Raw genomic sequence first — 18256 nt, forward strand, 5'->3', positions numbered from 1 at the left:
TCCCGCCAACGCACCGAAACCCTCCCGGCCAGGACCCGGACGACCACCAGGACGCCGCAACTCACATCCCGCCACCCGCCACGACGTCCACATCGCCACCAGGACAAACCAGCCGAACAGCACAACCAGAAAGAAGACCCCGACCACCCCACGACCCCGCCGCACGGGTTAAAACTCAAGCTAGGGCCTGTTTCGTAAGGGCGGTCGAGCCGAGGCGGAGTCCGGGCGGCGATCGAGCTAGGTGCGGTGTGGTCCGGATACCGGTGTTGCATCCGGACCACACCGCAACGCCGCCGGTCGTCGTCGGGGCCCGCCGCAGGCCGGCCAGTTCATGAAGCAGGCTCTAGTTCCGCTCGCGTGCGCGGGCGGTCTGCAACTCGGGCACCGAGGCTTCCAGCAGGTCGGCGAGGCCGCGCAACTGCTCGGCGACCCGGGCGCCGAGGGGAGTCAGCGAGTATTCCACGCGCGGTGGGATCGCCGTGAGCACCTCGCGGGTGAGCATGCCGTCGCGTTCGAGGGTCTGCAGGGTCTGGGAGAGCATCCGCTCGCTGACCCCGTCGACGCGCCGTCGCAGGGCGTTGAACCGGTAACCGCCCTCACCGAGCGCGAGCAGGACGAGCGAGGCCCACTTCGAGGTGACGTCCTCGAAGGCCGCCCGGGAGGTGCAGCCGCGCGCGAAGACATCGCTGACGAGGTCCTGGGTAGGCCCCTCCAGGCCCGGGGCCGGCATGTCGCTCACCTCACCAGCCTACCCGACGCTTACCTGAACGCTTGTGCTGTAGATTCGTAAGTGCTTACGATTTGTCATCGACGCTCGGAGGTCCCCATGCCCACGTACGCCGTCACCGGTGCCACCGGCCGGCTGGGCCGCCTGGTGATCGAGCAGCTGCTCGACACCGGCGTGCCCGCCACCGAGATCGCCGCCATCGTCCGCAGCCCGGATAAGGCCGCCGACCTCGCGGCACGCGGGGTCGAGATCCGCCGGGCCGACTACGACGACCCGTCGACGCTGCCCGGCGCCGTGGCCGGCGTCCGCCGCCTGCTGCTCATCTCCGGCGACACCCCCGGGCAGCGGACCGCCCAGCACACCGCCGTCATCGATGCCGCCAAGCTCGCCGGGGTCGAGCGCCTCGTCTACACCAGCATCCTCAAGGCGGACACGACCACGAACCCGCTCGCCCCGGAGCACAGGGCCACCGAGGAGGTCCTGGCCGCGTCGGGCCTGCCCCACACGGTGCTGCGCAACGGGTGGTACACCGAGAACTACACCGACCAGCTGCCGCAGTACCTGCAGAGCGGCACCATCCTCGGCGCCACCGGCGGCAGCAAGGTCTCCGCCGCCGCACGGATCGACTACGCGGCCGCCGCCGCGGCGGCACTGACCCGGGACGAGGACGGCAACGCCGTCTACGAGTTGGGCGGCACCGCGTTCACCTTCGACGAGCTGGCCGACGCCGTCACCGAGGTGACCGGCACGACCGTGATCCACCGCGATCTGTCGGCGGCCGAGCTGGCCTCCACGCTGGAGACCATCGGGCTCGACGCCGGCACCGCCGGGTTCGTCGCCGCGCTCGACCACTCGATCGCCATCGGCGAGCTGGCCACCGACAGCGACGACCTCAGCCGGTTGATCGGCCGGCCGAGCACGCCGCTACGCGACGCGCTCCGGGCCGCGCGGGCCTGACCGGCCGCGACCGATCGGGCGGGTGACGAGGGTACGTCCGCGTCGCCCGCCCGGCCGAACGCCGCGACTCGGGACCACCTCGGGGTACGCCCCGGGTCAGCCCATCTCGGGCGGCGTGGCTCGCAGACCGCGCAGCGTCCGCTCGAAGAGGTCCGTCCGGGGCGCCGGCGGCGCGGGCTGGCGGAACGCGGCGACCAGATGCGGGTACGCGGCGAGATCGCAACCTTGATCTTGGTTAGGGTGGTGTCATGCCGCCGCGCCGCCACCACGACGACCGGAGACGGGCCACCGCGACGGCCTCGGCGCGCGCCGGCGGGATGGCCGCCGGATGAGCGGACCGCCCGCGCAGCGAGGCGCACCGTCCACCCGCGAACGCGGCCGGCCCGCACTGGCCGACGCCTGCGCGCGCCTCGCCCGGTCCCGTCCCTTCGAGATCGGCATCGTCGTCGTCATCCTCGCCAACGGGATCGTCCTCGGCCTGGAGACGTACGACGGTCTGGTCCCCGCGACCCGGGCGCTGCACGGGCTGGAACTGCTCTTCCGCGCCGTCTTCGTCGTCGAGATCGGCATCCGACTGGCGGCCTACGGCCGGCGTCCGCAGGACTTCTTCCGGCACGGCTGGAACGTCTTCGACTTCGTGGTGATCGCGGCCATCTTCGTTCCGGGCCTGCACGGCGACTCGGCGCTGCTGCGCGTGGTGCGGGTTGCCCGGATGGTCCGGCTGGTGCGCTTCTCGCCGGGCCTGCGGACCATCGTGTCCGCGCTGTGGCGCAGTCTGCCCGGAGTCGCCGGGTTCCTCGCCCTGGCCGTGGTGACCCTCTACGTGTACGGGATGGCCGGCTGGCTGATCTTCGGCGACAGGTATCCGGACGAGTACGGCGACATCGGCCGGTCGCTACTGACGTTGTTCGTGCTGCTCTCGCTGGAGACACTGCCGGACCTCATCGAGCAGGGCCTGACCATCTCGCCGTGGACGCTGCTCTACTACGTCAGCTACGTGGTGATCACCGTCAACCTGCTGCTCAACATCCTCATCGCGGTCATCGTCAACTCCATGGAGGAGGCCCGTCGCCTGGAGATGACCGAACGGTTGGCCCCCGGCTACGACGCCGACGGCGACGGCGTACCCGACGAGGTGGACCGCATCGCGCTCACCCAGCGACTGGACGACCTGCGGGCGGTCATCGGCGAGTTGGAGCGGGAGCTGCGCATCGACCGGGACGACACGAACGGCCGCACGCGCCGCGAGGACACGCACTCGCGACGGTGACAGCACGGTCTCGATCACCGCCGTCACGACGCCCTGGCCGACACCGCGGGCCTCAGCGCGGACGTCTTCGACGCGCTGGTGGTGCTCGCGGCGGGCGGGTGGAACCCCGACGACGTGGCCGCCGGCTTCGAGCATGTGCGCGCGCGGCAACAGGCGATGGACCAGGGCCGCCAGCGCCGCCTCGTCCGGCTGGGTTTCCGACCGGACGAGGCGACCGCGCTGTCCGCCCTGCACACCCGCAACTTCATGGAGACGCGGCCGGGTCCGCGGGCCGCGTACCGTTGAATCATCATGCCCACCGATTCCCGCGCGGTCCGTGCGGACCTGCTGCGCCGACGCGACGAGACCGCCGCCGAGGCCGCCGCGCTGGAGGGTGACCTGCGGAGCCTCTTCGAGGCCTCCCGGTCGTCGAATGCCGACGACGAACACGACCCCGAGGGCAGCACCATCGCGTTCGAACGGGCGCAGCTCAGCGCCGTTCTGGACGCGGCACGTCGACGCCTCGCGGAGCTGGACGAGGCGGTGGGCCGCGTCGACGCCGGCACCTACGGCGTCTGCGAACGGTGCTCGCGCCCGATTCCGGCCGAGCGGCTCGCCGCCCGCCCGTCGGCGCGTACCTGTGTCGCCTGCGCCAGCCGACGGTGACGACGGCGGCGCTGGGGGTCGGCGGGTGTCCCACCGCAATGCCGTCAGCCGGCGCAGCAGCCATCGGCGGACGCGGTGTCGACGGCGACGAGGCTGAGCAGCCCGCCGGGAACGCCGGTGGCCAGCCCACGGTGGACCGGCTCGGCGGGCGGCGTCGGGCCGCAGCAGCCGTCGCCGCTCACCGAGTCGCCGACGTTGCTGCTGCACACGCCGGTCTCGGGCAGGTCGAGCTGGACGTCGCGGGCGCCGGCCCAGTCTCCGGCAAGGGCGGCGACGACCGAGCGGACCTGCTCGTAGCCGGTGGCCATGAGGAACGTCGGCGCCCGTCCGTACGACTTCATCCCGACGGCGTAGTAGCCCGCCTCCGGGTGGCCGAGCTCGTCGACGCCGTGCGGAGGTACGGTGCCACAGGAGTGCTCGTTCGGGTCGATCAGCGGGGCGAGCGCGCGGGTCGCGCCCAGCACCGGGTCCAGGTCCAGCCGGAGCTCGGCGGTGATCGAGTGGTCCGGGCGGAAGCCGGTGGCCGCGACGACGCGGTCCACGAGCACCGACTCCTCGCCGCCGTCGGCGTGCCGGACGACCACCCGGACGCGCCCGTCGACAGGTGTGAGGGCGTGCACCCAGAAGCCGGTGAGCAGCCGGACCCGGCCGGCGTCGACGTGCCCCCGTAGCCGAACGCCGAGAGCGCCGCGCGCCGGCAGGGCGTCGGCGTCTCCACCGCCGTACGTCCGCGCGGGTGAGGCGGTGCGGATCGCCCAGGTCACCTCGGTGCCGGGCTCGGTGGCGGCCAGTTCCGCCAGGGACAGCAGGGTGTTCGCCGCGGAGTGACCGGCGCCCACGACGAGCGTGTGGCGCCCGGCGAAGCGGTCCCGGTCGGCGCCGAGCACGTCGGGCAGCGCGTGTTCGAGGTACGCGGCGACGTTGACCTCGCCCCGGGCGGGCAGGCCGGACGCGCCGAGGACGTTCGGGGTGCCCCAGGTGCCGGAGGCGTCGATCACGGCACGGGCCAGCAGCTCGTCGCCGTCGGCGAGGCGGACCAGGAAGGGCGTGGTGTCGCGGCCGGCGGTGCGCAGCCGGTCGAGGCCGAGGCGGCTGATCGCCTGGACGCGGGCACCGTAGCGGACGTGCGGCGTGAGCGGGGGCAGCTCCGCGAGCGGCTGGAGGTACGCGCGGACCAGCTCCGCTCCGGTCGGCAGGGCCTCCGGGTCGGGGGCGACCCAGCCGGCGTCGTCGAGGATCCGGCGGGCGGCCGGGTCGATGTTGTAGCGCCAGGGCGAGAAGACCCGTACGTGCCCCCACTGGGCGACGGCGGCGCCCGGGGTGTCGCCGGCTTCGAGGACGACGAAGGGCAGGCCGCGTTCGTGCAGGTGGGCGGCGGCGGCCAGGCCTGTCGGGCCAGCGCCGACGACCACGACGGGAAGGCTGTGCAGGGCGTTCATCGGGTGACTCCTCGTCAGGTGATGGTGGGGCTGCGGCGTTCGAGCAGGACGACGTCGCGCCAGCGGTCGTGGTGGCGGCCGATCCGCTCCCGGACGCCTATGACACGGAATCCGGCCCTCCGGTGCAGGGCCAGGCTGCCGGTGTTCTCCGGGAAGATGCCGGACTGGATGGTCCAGATGCCTGCGGCCTCGGTCGAGGTGATCAGCGCGTCGAGCAACACCCGGCCGACGCCGCGCCCCTGGGCCGCCGGGTCGACGTAGACGGAGTGCTCGACCACCCCGGCGTAGACCGGGCGACTCGATGTCGGTGTGACCGCGACCCAGCCGAGGATGGCGCCGCCGTCGTCCACGGCCACGAAGCGGTGCGCGGGCAACCGGGTGGCGTCGAACGCCTCCCAGGTCGGCGCGGTGATCTCGAAGCTGGCGTCACCGCCGTCGAGGCCCGCCTGGTAGATCGTCAGGACGCGGTCGGCGTCGGTGGCGGTCATCGGGCGCGTGGTCAGGTCGGTCATCGGCGGGCTCCGTTCCGGTCTCGGACCGCGAGACACTGTCTCGACGTCTGTCGAATCAGACAGTTGCACGCTGATTAGATGTCTGTCAACCTAGACGAATGTCGAAACAAGCGGCCGTCGACGTGCGGTGCTGCCCACCCCTGTCCGAGCGGCGCGTGCCGGCCGAGACCGCCGCCGCGCTCGCCCCCGCGTTCAAGGCCCTTGGCGACCCGGTCCGCCTGCAGCTCATGTCGATGATCGCCTCCGCCGAGGGCGGCGAAATCTGCGTCTGCGACCTCACCCCCGCATTCGACCTGACCGGCCCGACCATTTCGCACCACCTGAAGACGCTGCGCGAGGCCGGGCTCGTCGACGCCGACCGTCGCGGCACCTGGGTCTACTACCGCGCCCGGCCGACGGTGCTGGGCCAACTCGCCGCGCTGCTCACCGTCGTACCGACCGGTGCCGACGCCGCTCCCGCCGCCCGGCCGGAGTGCTCGTGAGCACCCTCACCCGCCAGACCGACACAGCCGCGAGCGCCGTCGTCGGTCGCCTCTCCCGACTCGACCGGTTCCTGCCGATCTGGATCGGGCTGGCCATGGCCGTCGGACTGCTCCTCGGCCGCCTGATCCCCGGGCTCGGCGACGCGCTGGACGCGGTGGCGGTCGGCGGGGTCTCACTGCCGATCGCGCTCGGCCTGTTGGTCATGATGTACCCGGTGCTGGCGAAGGTCCGCTACGACCGACTCGACACCGTGACCGGCGATCGCCGCCTGCTGGTCTCGTCGCTGGTCCTCAACTGGCTTGTCGGCCCGGCCGTGATGTTCGCCCTGGCCTGGGTCTTCCTGGCCGACCAGCCCGCGTACCGCACCGGGTTGATCATCGTCGGCCTCGCCCGCTGCATCGCCATGGTCGTCATCTGGAACGACCTCGCGTGCGGCGACCGCGAGGCCGCGGCCGTCCTGGTCGCGCTCAACTCGGTCTTCCAGGTCCTCGCCTTCGGCCTGCTCGGCTGGTTCTACCTGTCGGTGCTGCCCGGGTGGCTCGGGTTGCCGGGTGCCGAGCTGCGCGTCTCGGCCTGGGAGATCGCCCGCAACGTGCTCGTCTTCCTCGGCATCCCATTGCTGGCCGGTTACCTCACCCGCCGCCTCGGCGAGCGTGCCAGGGGTCGTGACTGGTACGAATCCCGCCTCCTGCCGCGCATCGGCCCGGTGGCCCTGTACGGGCTGCTGTTCACCATCGTGATTCTGTTCGCCCTGCAGGGCGACGCCATCACCGGCCGGCCATTCGACGTCGCCCGCATCGCCCTGCCGCTGCTTGTGTACTTCGCGCTGATGTGGGCCGGCTCCTACGCTCTCGGCCGGGCCCTCGGCCTCGGGTACGCGCGCACGACCACCCTCGCGTTCACCGCCGCCGGCAACAACTTCGAACTCGCCATCGCCATCGCGATCGGCACCTTCGGCGTGGCCTCCGGCCAGGCGCTCGCCGGGGTCGTCGGGCCGCTGATCGAGGTGCCCGTGCTGGTCGGCCTCGTCCACGTCTCGCTCTGGGCGCGCCGCCACTTCTTTCCCCCACCCCTCCACCGAGAGGCGTCACGATGAGCGACAAACCCAGCGTACTGTTCGTTTGCGTCCACAACGCCGGCCGTTCCCAGATGGCCGCCGGCTGGCTGCGACACCTCGCCGGCGACACCGTCGAGGTCCGCTCGGCCGGCTCCGCTCCGGCCGAGACGATCAACCCCGCCGCCGTCGAAGCCATGCGCGAGGTCGGCATCGACATCACCGACCAGACCCCAGAGCTCCTGACGTACGCCACAGCGGAGTCCTCCGACGTCATCGTGACCATGGGCTGCGGCGACGCCTGCCCGGTCTTCCCCGGCAAGCGCTACGAGGACTGGAAGCTCGACGACCCGGCCGGCAAGGACGTCGAGGCAGTGCGTGGAATCCGCGACGACATCCGCACCCGGGTGGAGCAGCTCCTCGCCGGCCTGGCCGCGCGCGTCTGATCCGGGACGAGGCCGACATACGCCACCACTGACCGAGACCCACCGACGGCACCCGGTGGCCACAAAGATGCGATGTATCAACTGGGCTGCACCTGCAACACCTCCCGGAGCCGCCGTCGACAGTAGCGGTGAACATCTAATCTTCATCGGGCCTCATCGACGTCTTCGGCACCGCCCGGCTCCGACCGGGGCAATGCCCGCCTGCCCAGCCCACGACGCGGCGGAGCAGGCCGGTGACCGCGCGAGAGGGTCAGCAAGCAGCATCGGCACCCTCTGGCATGGTCGCGACTTCCCCCGCACGGGGTCGCCCTGCGGGTACGGCGGACGCTCCGCCGGCAGGAGAACGGAAGCGGTCATCGGACGCCGCCGGAGCGCACAAAACGTTGGATCTATATTGGCACAGGTCGATCGATGTCGTTGACGCACCCGATCGGGCCTCCGTATACTCCAAATGATCATCAGATCTTTAGCCTAGTCGGGCGAGGAGCGCATGCCGCAGATCACTGGCGTCACCGTCGAGGACGTCCGCTTCCCCACCTCGCTGACCGCTGACGGGTCCGACGCCATGAACAAGGACGGCGACTACTCGGCGGCCTATGTCATCCTGCACACCGACGGCGTCGACAGCACCGGGGCGCCGCTGGCGGGCCACGGCCTCACCTTCACCATCGGCCGGGGCAACGACATCGTCGTCGCGGCGGCGGTGCACCAGGCCCACCGCCTGGTGGGCCTGGACGTCACGACGATGGCCGGCGACATGGGTGCTGTCTACCGGCTGCTCACCTCCGACTCCCAGCTGCGCTGGCTCGGTCCGGAGAAGGGCGTCATCCACCTGTCGTTGGCCGCCGTGCTGAACGCGGCGTGGGATCTGGCCGCCCGACTCGCGGCCAAGCCGCTGTGGCGGCTGCTCACCGACATGTCCCCCGAGCAACTCGTCGACATCGCCGACCTGCGCTACCTGTCCGACGCGCTGACCCGGGACGAGGCACTGGCCATCCTGCGCGCCAAGCAGAGCACGAAGGCCGACCGCCTCGCCGAGTTGGCGCGCACCGGCTACCCGGCGTACACCACCTCGGCGGGTTGGCTCGGCTACGGCGACGACAAGCTGCGCCGGCTGTGCCAGGAGGCCGTCGACTCCGGCTACGGCTACGTCAAGCTCAAGGTCGGCGCGGACCTCGAGGACGACATCCGGCGGTGCCGGATCGCCCGCGAGATCCTGGGCCCGCACCGCAACCTGATGATCGACGCCAACCAGGTGTGGGACGTCGACCAGGCCATCGAGTGGGTCAAGGCCCTCGCCCAGTTCTCGCCACTGTGGATAGAGGAACCGACCAGTCCGGACGACATCCTGGGCCACGCTGCCGTGCGCCGTGCCGTCGCTCCCGTCGGCGTCGCCACCGGCGAGCACTGCCACAACCGGGTGATGTTCAAGCAGCTTTTCCAGGCCGAGGCCATCGACTTCTGCCAGTTGGACACCGGCCGGCTGGCCAGCATCAACGAGATCGTCGCCGTGCTGCTGCTCGCCGCGAAGTTCGACGTCCCGGTGTGCCCGCACGCCGGCGGTGTCGGGCTCTGCGAGATGGTCCAACACGTGTCGGTGCTCGACTACGTCGCGATCTCGGGGGATCTCACCGGCCGTGTGACCGAGTTCGTCGACCACCTGCATGAGCACTTCACCGATCCGTGTGTCGTCCGGGACGCCGGCTGGGGCAGCGGTTACGTGCTGCCCAGTACGCCCGGCTACTCCACCCGGATGCACCCCGAGTCGATCGCGCGGTACCGGTTTCCCGACGGCCTCTACTGGGCCGAGGCGGAGCCGGCTACGGTGTCATCTCCGGAGCCGTACGTCATCGCGGGTGGGACGGCCACCCCCGCCGGCCGCTAGGAGGTGTCATGTCCCGCACCGACGAAGTGGTAAACGGCATCAAGCGGATGATCCTCGAAGGGACGTTCAAACCCGGGGACCGGCTGCCCATCGAGAAGGATCTCGCCGAGTCTCTCGGCGTCTCGCGGGGATCGCTGCGCGAGGGGATGTCGGCGCTGTCCATCCTCGGCATCGTCAACATCCGCCAGGGCGACGGCACGTACGTCACCAACCTCGACGCGCCGCAACTGCTGGCCCCGATGGGCTTCGTCGTCGACTTCCAGGGCCAGGGCGACGGGCGGCACATCCACACCGTTCGCCGTCTCCTGGAGTGCGAGGCCGCCTGCCTGGCGGCGACCAGGATCACCGACGAGGCACTGGCCCAGGCGGGCGAACTGCTCGAGGAGGCGGCCCGGCTGGTCGGCCAGTCACCGCCGGATCACGAGCGGATCATGGAGATCGACATCGCCTTCCACCGGATCATCGCCGTGCACGCGGAGAACCCGGTTCTCGTCGGCCTCATCGAAGCCTTCGCCGGACGCACCATCCGCGGCCGGCTCTGGCGGAGCCTGCACGAGGAGGGCGCGGACCTGCGCACCCATCACGAACACGTGGCGATCCTGAAGGCCCTCGTGGCGCGCGACCCGGAACGGGCCCGCACCCGGATGGCCAACCACCTGATCGGTGTGGAGGAGTCGTTACAGGGGCTGCCCGACGAAGCGGAGACAGGCGTCGACGCGCAGGCGCAATGATCGCCCGCCCGCTCCGGGCGCCAGCGGAAACGATGCCGATCAATCGCGCCCGGTCACGGGCGGGCGACCGCCGTCACCGCTAGGGCCTGTTTCATAAGGGCTGGCCGGCCTGCGGCGGGCCCGGACGACGACCGGCGGCGTTGCGGTTTCGTCCGGATACCGGTGTTGTATCCGGACGAAACCGCGCCTTGCCGGATCGCCGCCCGGACTCGCCTCGGCTCGACCGCCCTTATGAAACAGGCCCAAGTACTCCAACGTCACTTGATCTGCCGGCTGGCTTACTCGGCTAGCTCATGAAGAAGATCATGGCCGCGAGGCTTGCCCCCATGGCCAGGTGCTCCCAACGGAGCAGGTCCGTGATCGGTCGATTGCGCAGCCGGACGAGTGCGGCCGCCATCCAGCAGAGGTAAGCCGCCGTGGCGGCGCGTAGCAACACGAGCGCCGCGTCATGGCCGGTGACGGTGCCGTGGTCCATCCGGGGCCCGGCGGCCATGTGGTGGATAGCCATCGACCCGCCGTGTTGATGCATCAGCACGGCGAGCGCCATGAGCACGGCCCCGGCCGTACGGTGCCACTGCACCTCCGGGCCGCGTTCGGTCGGACCGCTGGTGACGAGTGCCACCGCGAAGGCGAGGAGCAGCAGCGCGCCCGCGTACTGCACAACCGGTGCGGCGTCGAGGGTCACCGCGACCATGACAGCCACCATCGCGCCCGCGAGCATCCGGGCTCCGCGGGACGCGCCCGCCCGCGGCACGACGCAGCAGCAGGCCGACACCGCGGCCGACCCGAGCATGATCACCTCGATCATCAGGACGTCATCGCGGTGCGACGCCGGGGCGTGACCATTGCGCGGTGGGGCGGCCGTTGAGCCGCCACGGGTGCCCGGGGACCCGCGGCCAGCCTTCAGGCGAGTTTTCCCAGTTTTCCTGCCGGCCGTACACCGTGAGGTCCAGGGCGTGGTAGCTGGTCGTCAGCGCCTCCACGCCCCGCCCGGTGGTCCAGTAGGTCTCGTAGACCTGGTCGCCGTCGCGCAGGTAGCAGGCGATGAATCCGAAGTCACGACCGTCGGCCAGAGCCGGGTCGGAGTCTTTCGCCGAATACCAGGGGAACGGGTAGCCCATGAACTCCGCGAATGGGGCACTTTCGTCGTAGGGGCCCTGGCAGAACACGGCGTAGGTGACGTCCCGGGCGTGCAGGTAGTCCAGCATCTGCATGTGACAGGTCGAGAAGGTGCACCCCTCACACTGATGCTCGTGCGGCTTGCCGTCGTGCCACATGTGGAAGTAGGCGATGAGCATCCGGCGGCCCTCGAAAACCTCCACCAGCGGGGTGTCCCCGCCGGGGCCCTGGACCGTCACCGTCGGCATCAAGGTCATCGGCAGCTGACGACGAGCGGCTGCGATGGCGTCTCCTTCGCGGGTATGGGCCTTCTCCCGGGCCAGCAGTTCGTTGCGCTCGCGCAGCCAGGTCTCCCGGTCGACGACCGGGGGCGTGGCGGCGCTGGACGCGGGGGTTGCCGTCATGGCTGTCTCCTTCGTGGGGTGGGGATTGGTCACAGGTACAGACGACCGAGTCGGCGATCGTCATCGGTGACCGATGACGGATGGGGTCCGCGGTCGTCAGTACGGTTGTGAGGACCACTCAGCCCCGGGGAGATCACATGTCCGACTCGCCTGACGAGCAGGCGGTCTGGCTGCAGCGCGCCTTCGACGAGCACCGGCGCGAGCTACACGTGCACTGCTACCGCCTCGCAGGGAACGTCACCGACGCGGACGACCTGGTGCAGGAGGCCTTCCTGCGTGCCTGGCGGGCTCGCGACCGCTTCGAGGGTCGGGCGTCGGCGCGCACCTGGTTCTACCGGATCGCCACGAACGTCTTCCTCGACAGCCGCAAGGCGGCCGGTCACCGGACGGTTCCGTATGGTGACCCGCTGGAGTGGTCCACCGAGCTCGGTCCCTATCCAGACGCCCTGTTGGCCGACGATCCGCAGACCGGTCTCGCCGCTCGGGAGACCGTCGAGCTGGCCGTGATCGCAGCGCTCATGTACCTGCCGCCGCGGCAGCGGGCGGCCTTCGTGCTGCGCGACGTCCACGGCTGGACGCCGCAGGAGATCGCCGGCGCGCTCGACACCGCCGTAGCGGCCGTCAACAGCCTCCTTCAGCGGGCCCGCCACACCCTCCGGCAGCGCGCTCCGTCGGACCCACAGGACTGGCGCCGCCCGCAGCTCACCAGCGAGGACGAAGAGATCCTGCGCCGCTACGCCAACGCGAAGGACCCGCAGACGGTCCGGGCACTGCTCGCCGAGGACGTACGGATCACGATGCCGCCCGAGCCGCCGGTCGTCGGGATCGACGCGGTCGCGGAGTTCCTCGGTCGACCGCTCGACTGGCGCACCTTCCCCACCTCGGCCAACGGGCGCCCGGCACTGATCAACTATCTCCGCCGGCCCGGTAGCCCGCACTATGAGGCGCTGGTCGTCGACGTACTCCGGATCGAGAACGGGAAGATCGTAGAGAGCAACGCCTTCATCGGTGCCCGTCACGTCGCCGCCTTCAGCATGCCCGCCACGCTCGAGCCCTAGACGAGTAAGTCTCAAGCTAAGTGGCCGAGTCTGCGCTGGTAGTGGGACCGCCGGGCTCGGGCTTGGGATGTTCGTCGCCAGGTGGACCAGTGCAGGGTGTGCGCTGGGGGTAATGGCAGGGCGAGGACGAAGGCGTTGAGGAGTCGGCGGATCTCGGCGACGGTCAACGCGATGATCTCCGGGTCGGGGTCGGGGTCGGGCTTACGTTCCACGCCCGACAGCAGCCATTCCACGAACTGCCCGGCGGTCCGACGTGGCTCCGCCCGCACGAACCGGTCCGCGACACGTGTCACCGCCTCGTCCAGGATGACCCGCCACCCGGTCGGGTCTGCGCTGTGGCACACGGCCACCGCACGATCTTCGATTGTCCTCACAAACCATCGATGATCAACGCGGTGGCCGTCCTCATGCCCACGCCACGCCCAACGCCGAAGCCAAGTGACGTTGGAGTACTAGTCCCGCTCCGCGCCCGTGCTTCCGGTCATCGCCGCGACCAGGTCGTCGGTGGTGACCTCGTCCGCGCGCAGCCGGGCCGCCCGCCGGCCGAGGCGCAGCACCTCCACGCGGTCGGCGATCTCGAGCACCTGCGGCATGTTGTGGCTGACCAGCACCACCGACATGCCGGCATCCCGGGCACGCCGGACGACGTCGAGCACCCGCCCGGTCTGCACGACGCCGAGCGCGGCGGTCGGCTCGTCGAGGATCACCACGTTGGTCGCCCAGATGATGGCACGGGCCACCGCGACGCACTGTCGCTGCCCACCGGACAACATCGCGATCGGGGTGGTGACCCGGGGAATCCGCACACCCAGCTCGTCGAGGGCCGCGGCGGCGCCCTGACGCATGGCGCGCTTGTCGAGCAGCCCCAGCCGGCCGAGCGGCCCGGAGCGCAGGATCTCCCGCCCGAGGTAGAGGTTGGCGGCCACGCTGAGGTCGTCGGCGACGGCGAGATCCTGGTAGACGGTCTCCACCCCCGCGCGCCGGGCGTCGACAGGCGTGGCGAACTGGACCGGACGACCATCCACCCGGATCTCGCCCTCGTCGGGCGGGTGCACACCGGACAGGGTCTTGATCAGCGTGCTCTTTCCGGCGCCGTTGTCGCCGATGAGCGCGACGACCTCGCCCCGGTGGACGGTGAAGTCCGCGCCACGCAGCGCTTCGACGTGGCCGAACCGCTTGACGATGCCACGGGCTTCGAGGACAGGCTGCCTGTCGGCGGCCGGCTGGCCGTTCTCGGCGGTGGCCGTTGCGGCGGTGGCCATCACTGCACCGGGGGGTTGGCGCAGCTGGGCTCGAGCACCGCCTTGATCTCCGCGGAGTCGATGTTCTTCTTGGTGACGAACGTGACCCCGGTGTCAGCCGACGCCAGCGGCGCCTTGTCCCGCAGGTGCTTGACCATCTTGTCGACGCCGAAGTAGCCCATCTTGAACGGGTTCTGCACGACAAGCGCGGAGATCTGGCCGCTACGCAGCCCGGCGACCTCGTCCGGGGCGGCGTCCCAACCGATGATGACCACCTTGCCGGATTTGCCCGCCGCCTGGATGGCCTGCGCGGCGCCGAGCACGCTCGGTTCGTTGGCCGCGAAGATGCCGGCGAGGTTCGGGTTCGCGGTGAGGATGTTCTCGGTGACCCGCCGGGCCTCGTTGACGTCGCTGCGGCTGGGCTGCTGGCCGACAAGCTTCAGGTTGGGGAACTGGGCGAGGCCGGCCTTGAAGCCGTCCACCCGCTCGGTGTTGGTCTGCGAGCCGGGCTGGAACTCGACGAGAGCCACCTGGTGGTTGCCGGGGCCGAGTTCGGTGGCGAGCAACTTCGCCGCCTCGGTGGCCGACGCACGGTTGTCGGTGGCGAAGAGGGGCACCCCCGACGGCTGCGGGCTGGTGCCGGAGTCGATCATCGCGACCGGGATCTTCGCGGCGAGCGCCTGGTCGGTGGCGGGTGCCAACGCGCTGGAGTCGGTCGCCGCGTAGACGATGCCGTCGACCTTCTTGGTGACGAAGTTCTGGATCAGGTTGACCTGGCCCTCGACATCGGTCTCGGTGGTCACGCCGTCCCACTGGACGGTGACGTCCCCGGCGCGCTGCGCGGCGCACTCCGCGCCCGCCTTCACCGTGTTCCAGTAGTCGGCGCCGACGGCCTTCGGCACGACGGCGAGCTTCAACGGACCGCTCGCGTTCTTCGTCGCCCCGTCGCCCCCGTCGCGGACCTCGACCCCGCTACAGGCGCTGAGCAGGGCGGTCGCCGCGGCTGCGGCCAGAACGGCCCGTACACCCAGGATCGACCGTCGCGTCCGCCGGCTGGTGGTGGTGTGCGCCATGGTGTGTGTCCTTCCTCGTTCGGACTCTCGGAATGGCATGTCAACCCCGTGATTCCAGCCGCCGACGGCGGTACTGGTCGAAGTAGACGGCGGCCCAGATGATCAGGCCGACGATCACCTGCTGGTAGTGGATGCTGATGTCGAGCAGGACGGCGCCGTTGCGGACCAGGGCGATGAGGAAGGCGCCGATGATGGTCCCGACGATCCGGCCCTGCCCTCCGAACAGGCTGGCGCCGCCGATGACCGCGGCGGCGATGACGTCGAGCTCCAACGAGATGCCGTAGTTCGGCTGGCCGGAGTTGACCCGGGAAGCGGCGATCATGCCGCCCAGACCGACAAGCACACCCGCCAGGACGTACACGTAGGTCAGGTTCCGGCCCACCGCGATGCCCGAGCGGCGGGCGGCCTCCAGGTTGGACCCCATCGCGTACGTGTACTGGCCGAAGCGGGTCTGCGAGAGCAGGAACGCCACCCCGACGGCGACCACCGCGGTGATCACCACGGCGAACGGGATGCCGATGATCTCCCCGTTACCGAGCAGTTGGAACGACCGGGGCAGACCGTAGACGCCGACCGCCCCGGTCATGATGAAGACCAGACCCCGGCCGACCGACATCGTGCCCAGCGTCGCGATGAACGGGGGAATCCGGGCGACTGTCACCAGCAGCCCGTTGAGCAGCCCGGCCAGGGCACCGACGCCGATCGCGACCGCCGTCGCGGCCAGGAGCGGGAAGCCCAGGTCGCGGACGACCATCGCTCCCGCCACACCGGCGAGCGCGGCGACCGAACCGACCGACAGGTCGATGCCCCGGGTGATGATGACCATCGTCTGCGCGGCGGCGATGATGGCGATCACCGCGGTCTGCGCGCCGATGTTGAACAGGTTGTCCGCCGTCAGGAAATAAGGACTGGCGAAGCTCAACGCGATGAACAGGACGACGAGCGCGGTGGCCGCGGTGAACTCGGAGAGCGCGTGGGAGATGCGCTCCCGCAACCAGTCGTTGAGCGCGCCACCCGGGGCGTCCGTCGTTGCCTCGACCGCACTCATCGTCGGACCCGACCTTCCTCCACTGTGTTCCCGGCACGACCCGCGTCTGCGCCGGCGAACAACACACTCCTCAGCAACCGGACCTCCCCAGGAAGTCACCCACGGGCCACACCCGCAGCGCCTCGCGCGATAGATCGGATGTTTCCCGCGATCAGGCGTTACCTTGCCATGGTCACACTCATGTTGCCAAGGTCTTACCGCCATGTTTTGGCATCGTTGTGGCCCACTTCGGACGGCATACGTCGGACCAAACATGACCACCTGCGACCGGCCGCCGCATGCGCCCTGCCGGGAGCCGGCCGTCCCGCCGTCGTGCCGTTCCCCGATGGCGACGACCACCCCGCGTGGGCGCCAGCGCCGCAGACCCGCGCCGCCGGGCCGCCGCTCATCTTGAGCATGTTATCGATAACATGCTATGTTCCGCCAAGGAGTCGAGGGCACGTCCCTCCCGTTCGGAGTTACCGACACCTCGAAGGGCATCGGGTCCCGCGACCCGGTCGACGGTCGGTGACCTGTCCGAACCACACCTGTCCGGCGTACGCCTGATCCCGCGTCCCGCGGTCGCTCGCTTCGTGACGTCCGCTCTCAGGTCATCGCTGTTGGCAACCTGTCCGGTCGCACCCGGGTCCCTGCACGCAGCCCGAACAGATCGCGACGGGCAGCCCACCACCGGTCGAGCAGGTCGACCCCTCGCCTCCGGCCGCCACCATCTCGAAAGGCAGAACCCCATGGACAAGATCCCCGACGACGACGCGCCACGACCCCGGTTCCGGGGTCGTCGGGTGCTGGTGCCGCTCGCGGCCACCCTCGCGGCCGCCGCCGCGACGGTGGCGATGACCTCCGCCGCCAACGCCGGCACCACCCTTGGCGCCTCGGCAGCCGAGAAGGGCCGTTACTACGGCGCAGCGGTACCCGCCTTCAAGCTGTCGGACAGCCAGTTCGCCAGCATCGTGAACCGGGAGTTCAACCAGCTCACTCCCGAGAACGAGATGAAGTGGGACGCCACCGAGCCGCAGCAGGGCCGGTTCACCTACGGCGGCGGGGACCAGATCGTCGCTCACGCCCAGTCGCACGGCATGCTTGTCCGCGGTCACACACTGCTGTGGTACCAGCAGCAGCCGGGCTGGGCGCAGGGCATGTCCGGCACCGCCCTGCGCAACGCCGCGATCAACCACGTCACCCAGGTCGCCACCCACTACCGGGGCAAGATCTACGCCTGGGACGTGGTGAACGAGGCGTTCGCCGACGGCGGCAGCGGCGGACGCCGCGACTCCAACCTGCAGCGCACCGGCAACGACTGGATCGAGGTCGCGTTCCGTGCCGCCCGCGCCGCCGACCCGGGCGCGAAGCTCTGCTACAACGACTACAACACCGACGGAATCAACGCGAAGTCCACGGGCATCTACAACATGGTGCGCGACTTCAAGTCCCGCGGCGTCCCGATCGACTGCGTCGGCTTCCAGTCCCACCTGGGCACGTCGGTGCCCAGCGACTACCAGGCCAACCTGCAGCGCTTCGCCGACCTCGGCGTCGACGTGCAGATCACCGAGCTGGACATCACCCAGGGCTCCAACCAGGCCAACGCGTACGCCCAGGTCACGCGGGCATGCATGGCCATCGCTCGGTGCACCGGGATCACCGTGTGGGGCGTGCGGGACAGCGACTCGTGGCGCGGTAACGACAACCCGCTGCTGTTCGACCGCTCGGGCAACAAGAAGGCCGCGTACACCTCGGTCCTCAACGCCCTGAACTCCGGAACGCCCATTCCGACCACCGCGCCGCCGACGACCCCGCCGCCGACGACCCCGCCGCCGACGACTCCGCCGCCCACCACCCCGCCGCCGACGACCCCGCCGCCAACGGGTAACGGCTGCACGGCCTCGGTGTCGCTGAACTCCTGGAACGGCGGCTTCGTCGCCACCGTCAAGGTCACCGCCGGGTCGACGGCCCTGCGGGGTTGGACGGTCCGGGTCACGCTGCCCTCGGGTGCCGCCGTCACCAACACCTGGAGCGCGCAGGCCAGCGGCTCGTCGGGCGCGGTGGACTTCCGCAACGTCGACTACAACGGCCAGGTCGGCGCGGGAGCCAGCACCGAGTTCGGCTTCCAGGGCACTGGCGCAAGCCCGTCCGGCACCCCCACCTGCACCGCGAGCTGATCCGTCCC

At 70.5% G+C, this 18256-nt stretch carries 20 protein-coding genes; 11 read left to right on the forward strand and 9 right to left on the reverse strand.

Features of this window, described 5'->3' with window-relative positions; genetic code table 11:
- Nucleotides 1–343: 343 nt before the first annotated feature.
- Entirely contained in the window at nt 344–730 is a 387-nt protein-coding gene (locus AB0K10_RS24665) for a helix-turn-helix domain-containing protein (RefSeq protein ID WP_363687406.1), read from the reverse strand.
- 96 nt (nt 731–826) lie between these two features.
- Between AB0K10_RS24665 and AB0K10_RS24670 the strand changes: the two genes are divergently transcribed.
- The 4 genes from AB0K10_RS24670 (at nt 827) to AB0K10_RS24685 (ending at nt 3599) form a co-directional block, all read left to right on the forward strand.
- Nucleotides 827–1684: an SDR family oxidoreductase gene (locus tag AB0K10_RS24670; protein ID WP_363687119.1), complete on the forward strand. Its 858-nt coding sequence runs from the start codon at nt 827–829 to the stop codon at nt 1682–1684.
- Nucleotides 1685–2012: 328 nt separating this feature from the next.
- A complete protein-coding gene (locus tag AB0K10_RS24675) occupies nt 2013–2954 on the forward strand; it encodes an ion transporter (RefSeq protein WP_363687121.1) in 942 nt (313 codons plus the stop codon).
- 78 nt (nt 2955–3032) lie between these two features.
- On the forward strand, nt 3033–3239 hold the full coding sequence (locus AB0K10_RS24680) for a hypothetical protein (RefSeq protein WP_363687123.1): 207 nt from the start codon (nt 3033–3035) through the stop codon (nt 3237–3239).
- Between the two features lie 6 nt (nt 3240–3245).
- Nucleotides 3246–3599, forward strand: a complete 354-nt coding sequence (locus AB0K10_RS24685; protein WP_363687125.1) for a TraR/DksA C4-type zinc finger protein — start codon at nt 3246–3248, stop codon at nt 3597–3599.
- A 44-nt stretch (nt 3600–3643) separates the two neighbouring features.
- On the opposite strand, the gene AB0K10_RS24690 is transcribed toward AB0K10_RS24685, so the two are convergent.
- Together AB0K10_RS24690 and AB0K10_RS24695 are read right to left on the reverse strand one after the other, a co-directional pair.
- Nucleotides 3644–5038 (reverse strand): FAD-dependent oxidoreductase, encoded by a 1395-nt coding sequence (locus AB0K10_RS24690; RefSeq protein WP_363687127.1) that lies wholly within the window; start codon nt 5036–5038, stop codon nt 3644–3646.
- Nucleotides 5039–5052: 14 nt separating this feature from the next.
- Complete coding sequence (locus AB0K10_RS24695) at nt 5053–5550, reverse strand: N-acetyltransferase family protein (protein WP_363687129.1); 498 nt, start codon at nt 5548–5550, stop codon at nt 5053–5055.
- Between the two features lie 98 nt (nt 5551–5648).
- Here AB0K10_RS24695 and AB0K10_RS24700 point away from each other — a divergent pair, with 98 nt between their 5' ends.
- From AB0K10_RS24700 to AB0K10_RS24720, 5 genes are all read left to right on the forward strand, one after another.
- Nucleotides 5649–6032, forward strand: a complete 384-nt coding sequence (locus AB0K10_RS24700; protein ID WP_363687131.1) for a metalloregulator ArsR/SmtB family transcription factor — start codon at nt 5649–5651, stop codon at nt 6030–6032.
- The gene (gene arsB / locus AB0K10_RS24705; RefSeq protein WP_363687133.1) at nt 6029–7129 is read left to right on the forward strand and encodes an ACR3 family arsenite efflux transporter; all 1101 of its coding nucleotides are present in this window, start codon (nt 6029–6031) and stop codon (nt 7127–7129) included. The genes AB0K10_RS24700 and arsB overlap by 4 nt, the downstream gene beginning before the upstream one ends.
- Complete coding sequence (locus AB0K10_RS24710; protein WP_363687135.1) at nt 7126–7533, forward strand: arsenate reductase ArsC; 408 nt, start codon at nt 7126–7128, stop codon at nt 7531–7533. Before arsB ends, AB0K10_RS24710 begins: the two co-directional genes overlap by 4 nt.
- Nucleotides 7534–8023: 490 nt before the next feature.
- Nucleotides 8024–9418 carry an L-fuconate dehydratase gene (locus AB0K10_RS24715; protein ID WP_363687137.1) on the forward strand — a complete coding sequence of 465 codons (1395 nt, stop codon included), beginning with the start codon at nt 8024–8026 and terminating at the stop codon, nt 9416–9418.
- Nucleotides 9419–9426: 8 nt separating this feature from the next.
- Nucleotides 9427–10149, forward strand: coding sequence for a FadR/GntR family transcriptional regulator (locus AB0K10_RS24720; protein ID WP_363687139.1), 723 nt, complete (start codon nt 9427–9429; stop codon nt 10147–10149).
- A 286-nt stretch (nt 10150–10435) separates the two neighbouring features.
- Here the strand turns inward: AB0K10_RS24720 and AB0K10_RS24725 are convergent, their stop codons facing one another.
- Together AB0K10_RS24725 and AB0K10_RS24730 are read right to left on the reverse strand one after the other, a co-directional pair.
- A complete protein-coding gene (locus tag AB0K10_RS24725; protein WP_363687141.1) occupies nt 10436–10957 on the reverse strand; it encodes a hypothetical protein in 522 nt (173 codons plus the stop codon).
- A 7-nt stretch (nt 10958–10964) separates the two neighbouring features.
- Nucleotides 10965–11672, reverse strand: a complete 708-nt coding sequence (locus AB0K10_RS24730) for a DUF899 family protein (protein ID WP_363687143.1) — start codon at nt 11670–11672, stop codon at nt 10965–10967.
- Nucleotides 11673–11809: 137 nt separating this feature from the next.
- Here AB0K10_RS24730 and AB0K10_RS24735 point away from each other — a divergent pair, with 137 nt between their 5' ends.
- Nucleotides 11810–12730, forward strand: coding sequence for an RNA polymerase subunit sigma-70 (locus tag AB0K10_RS24735; protein WP_363687145.1), 921 nt, complete (start codon nt 11810–11812; stop codon nt 12728–12730).
- Nucleotides 12731–12741: 11 nt separating this feature from the next.
- On the opposite strand, the gene AB0K10_RS24740 is transcribed toward AB0K10_RS24735, so the two are convergent.
- From AB0K10_RS24740 to AB0K10_RS24755, 4 genes are all read right to left on the reverse strand, one after another.
- The gene (locus AB0K10_RS24740) at nt 12742–13080 is read right to left on the reverse strand and encodes a hypothetical protein (protein WP_363687147.1); all 339 of its coding nucleotides are present in this window, start codon (nt 13078–13080) and stop codon (nt 12742–12744) included.
- Nucleotides 13081–13182: 102 nt separating this feature from the next.
- Entirely contained in the window at nt 13183–13992 is an 810-nt protein-coding gene (locus AB0K10_RS24745; protein ID WP_363687149.1) for an ATP-binding cassette domain-containing protein, read from the reverse strand.
- Nucleotides 13992–15044, reverse strand: a complete 1053-nt coding sequence (locus tag AB0K10_RS24750) for an ABC transporter substrate-binding protein (protein WP_363687151.1) — start codon at nt 15042–15044, stop codon at nt 13992–13994. Before AB0K10_RS24750 ends, AB0K10_RS24745 begins: the two co-directional genes overlap by 1 nt.
- A 40-nt stretch (nt 15045–15084) precedes the next feature.
- Entirely contained in the window at nt 15085–16092 is a 1008-nt protein-coding gene (locus tag AB0K10_RS24755) for an ABC transporter permease (protein ID WP_363687153.1), read from the reverse strand.
- 728 nt (nt 16093–16820) lie between these two features.
- Here AB0K10_RS24755 and AB0K10_RS24760 point away from each other — a divergent pair.
- Nucleotides 16821–18248, forward strand: coding sequence for an endo-1,4-beta-xylanase (locus AB0K10_RS24760; RefSeq protein ID WP_363687155.1), 1428 nt, complete (start codon nt 16821–16823; stop codon nt 18246–18248).
- Nucleotides 18249–18256: the final 8 nt, after the last annotated feature.

The sequence above is a fragment of the Micromonospora sp. NPDC049274 genome (genome assembly GCF_040678875.1).
In the GTDB taxonomy this organism is placed as follows: domain Bacteria; phylum Actinomycetota; class Actinomycetes; order Mycobacteriales; family Micromonosporaceae; genus Micromonospora.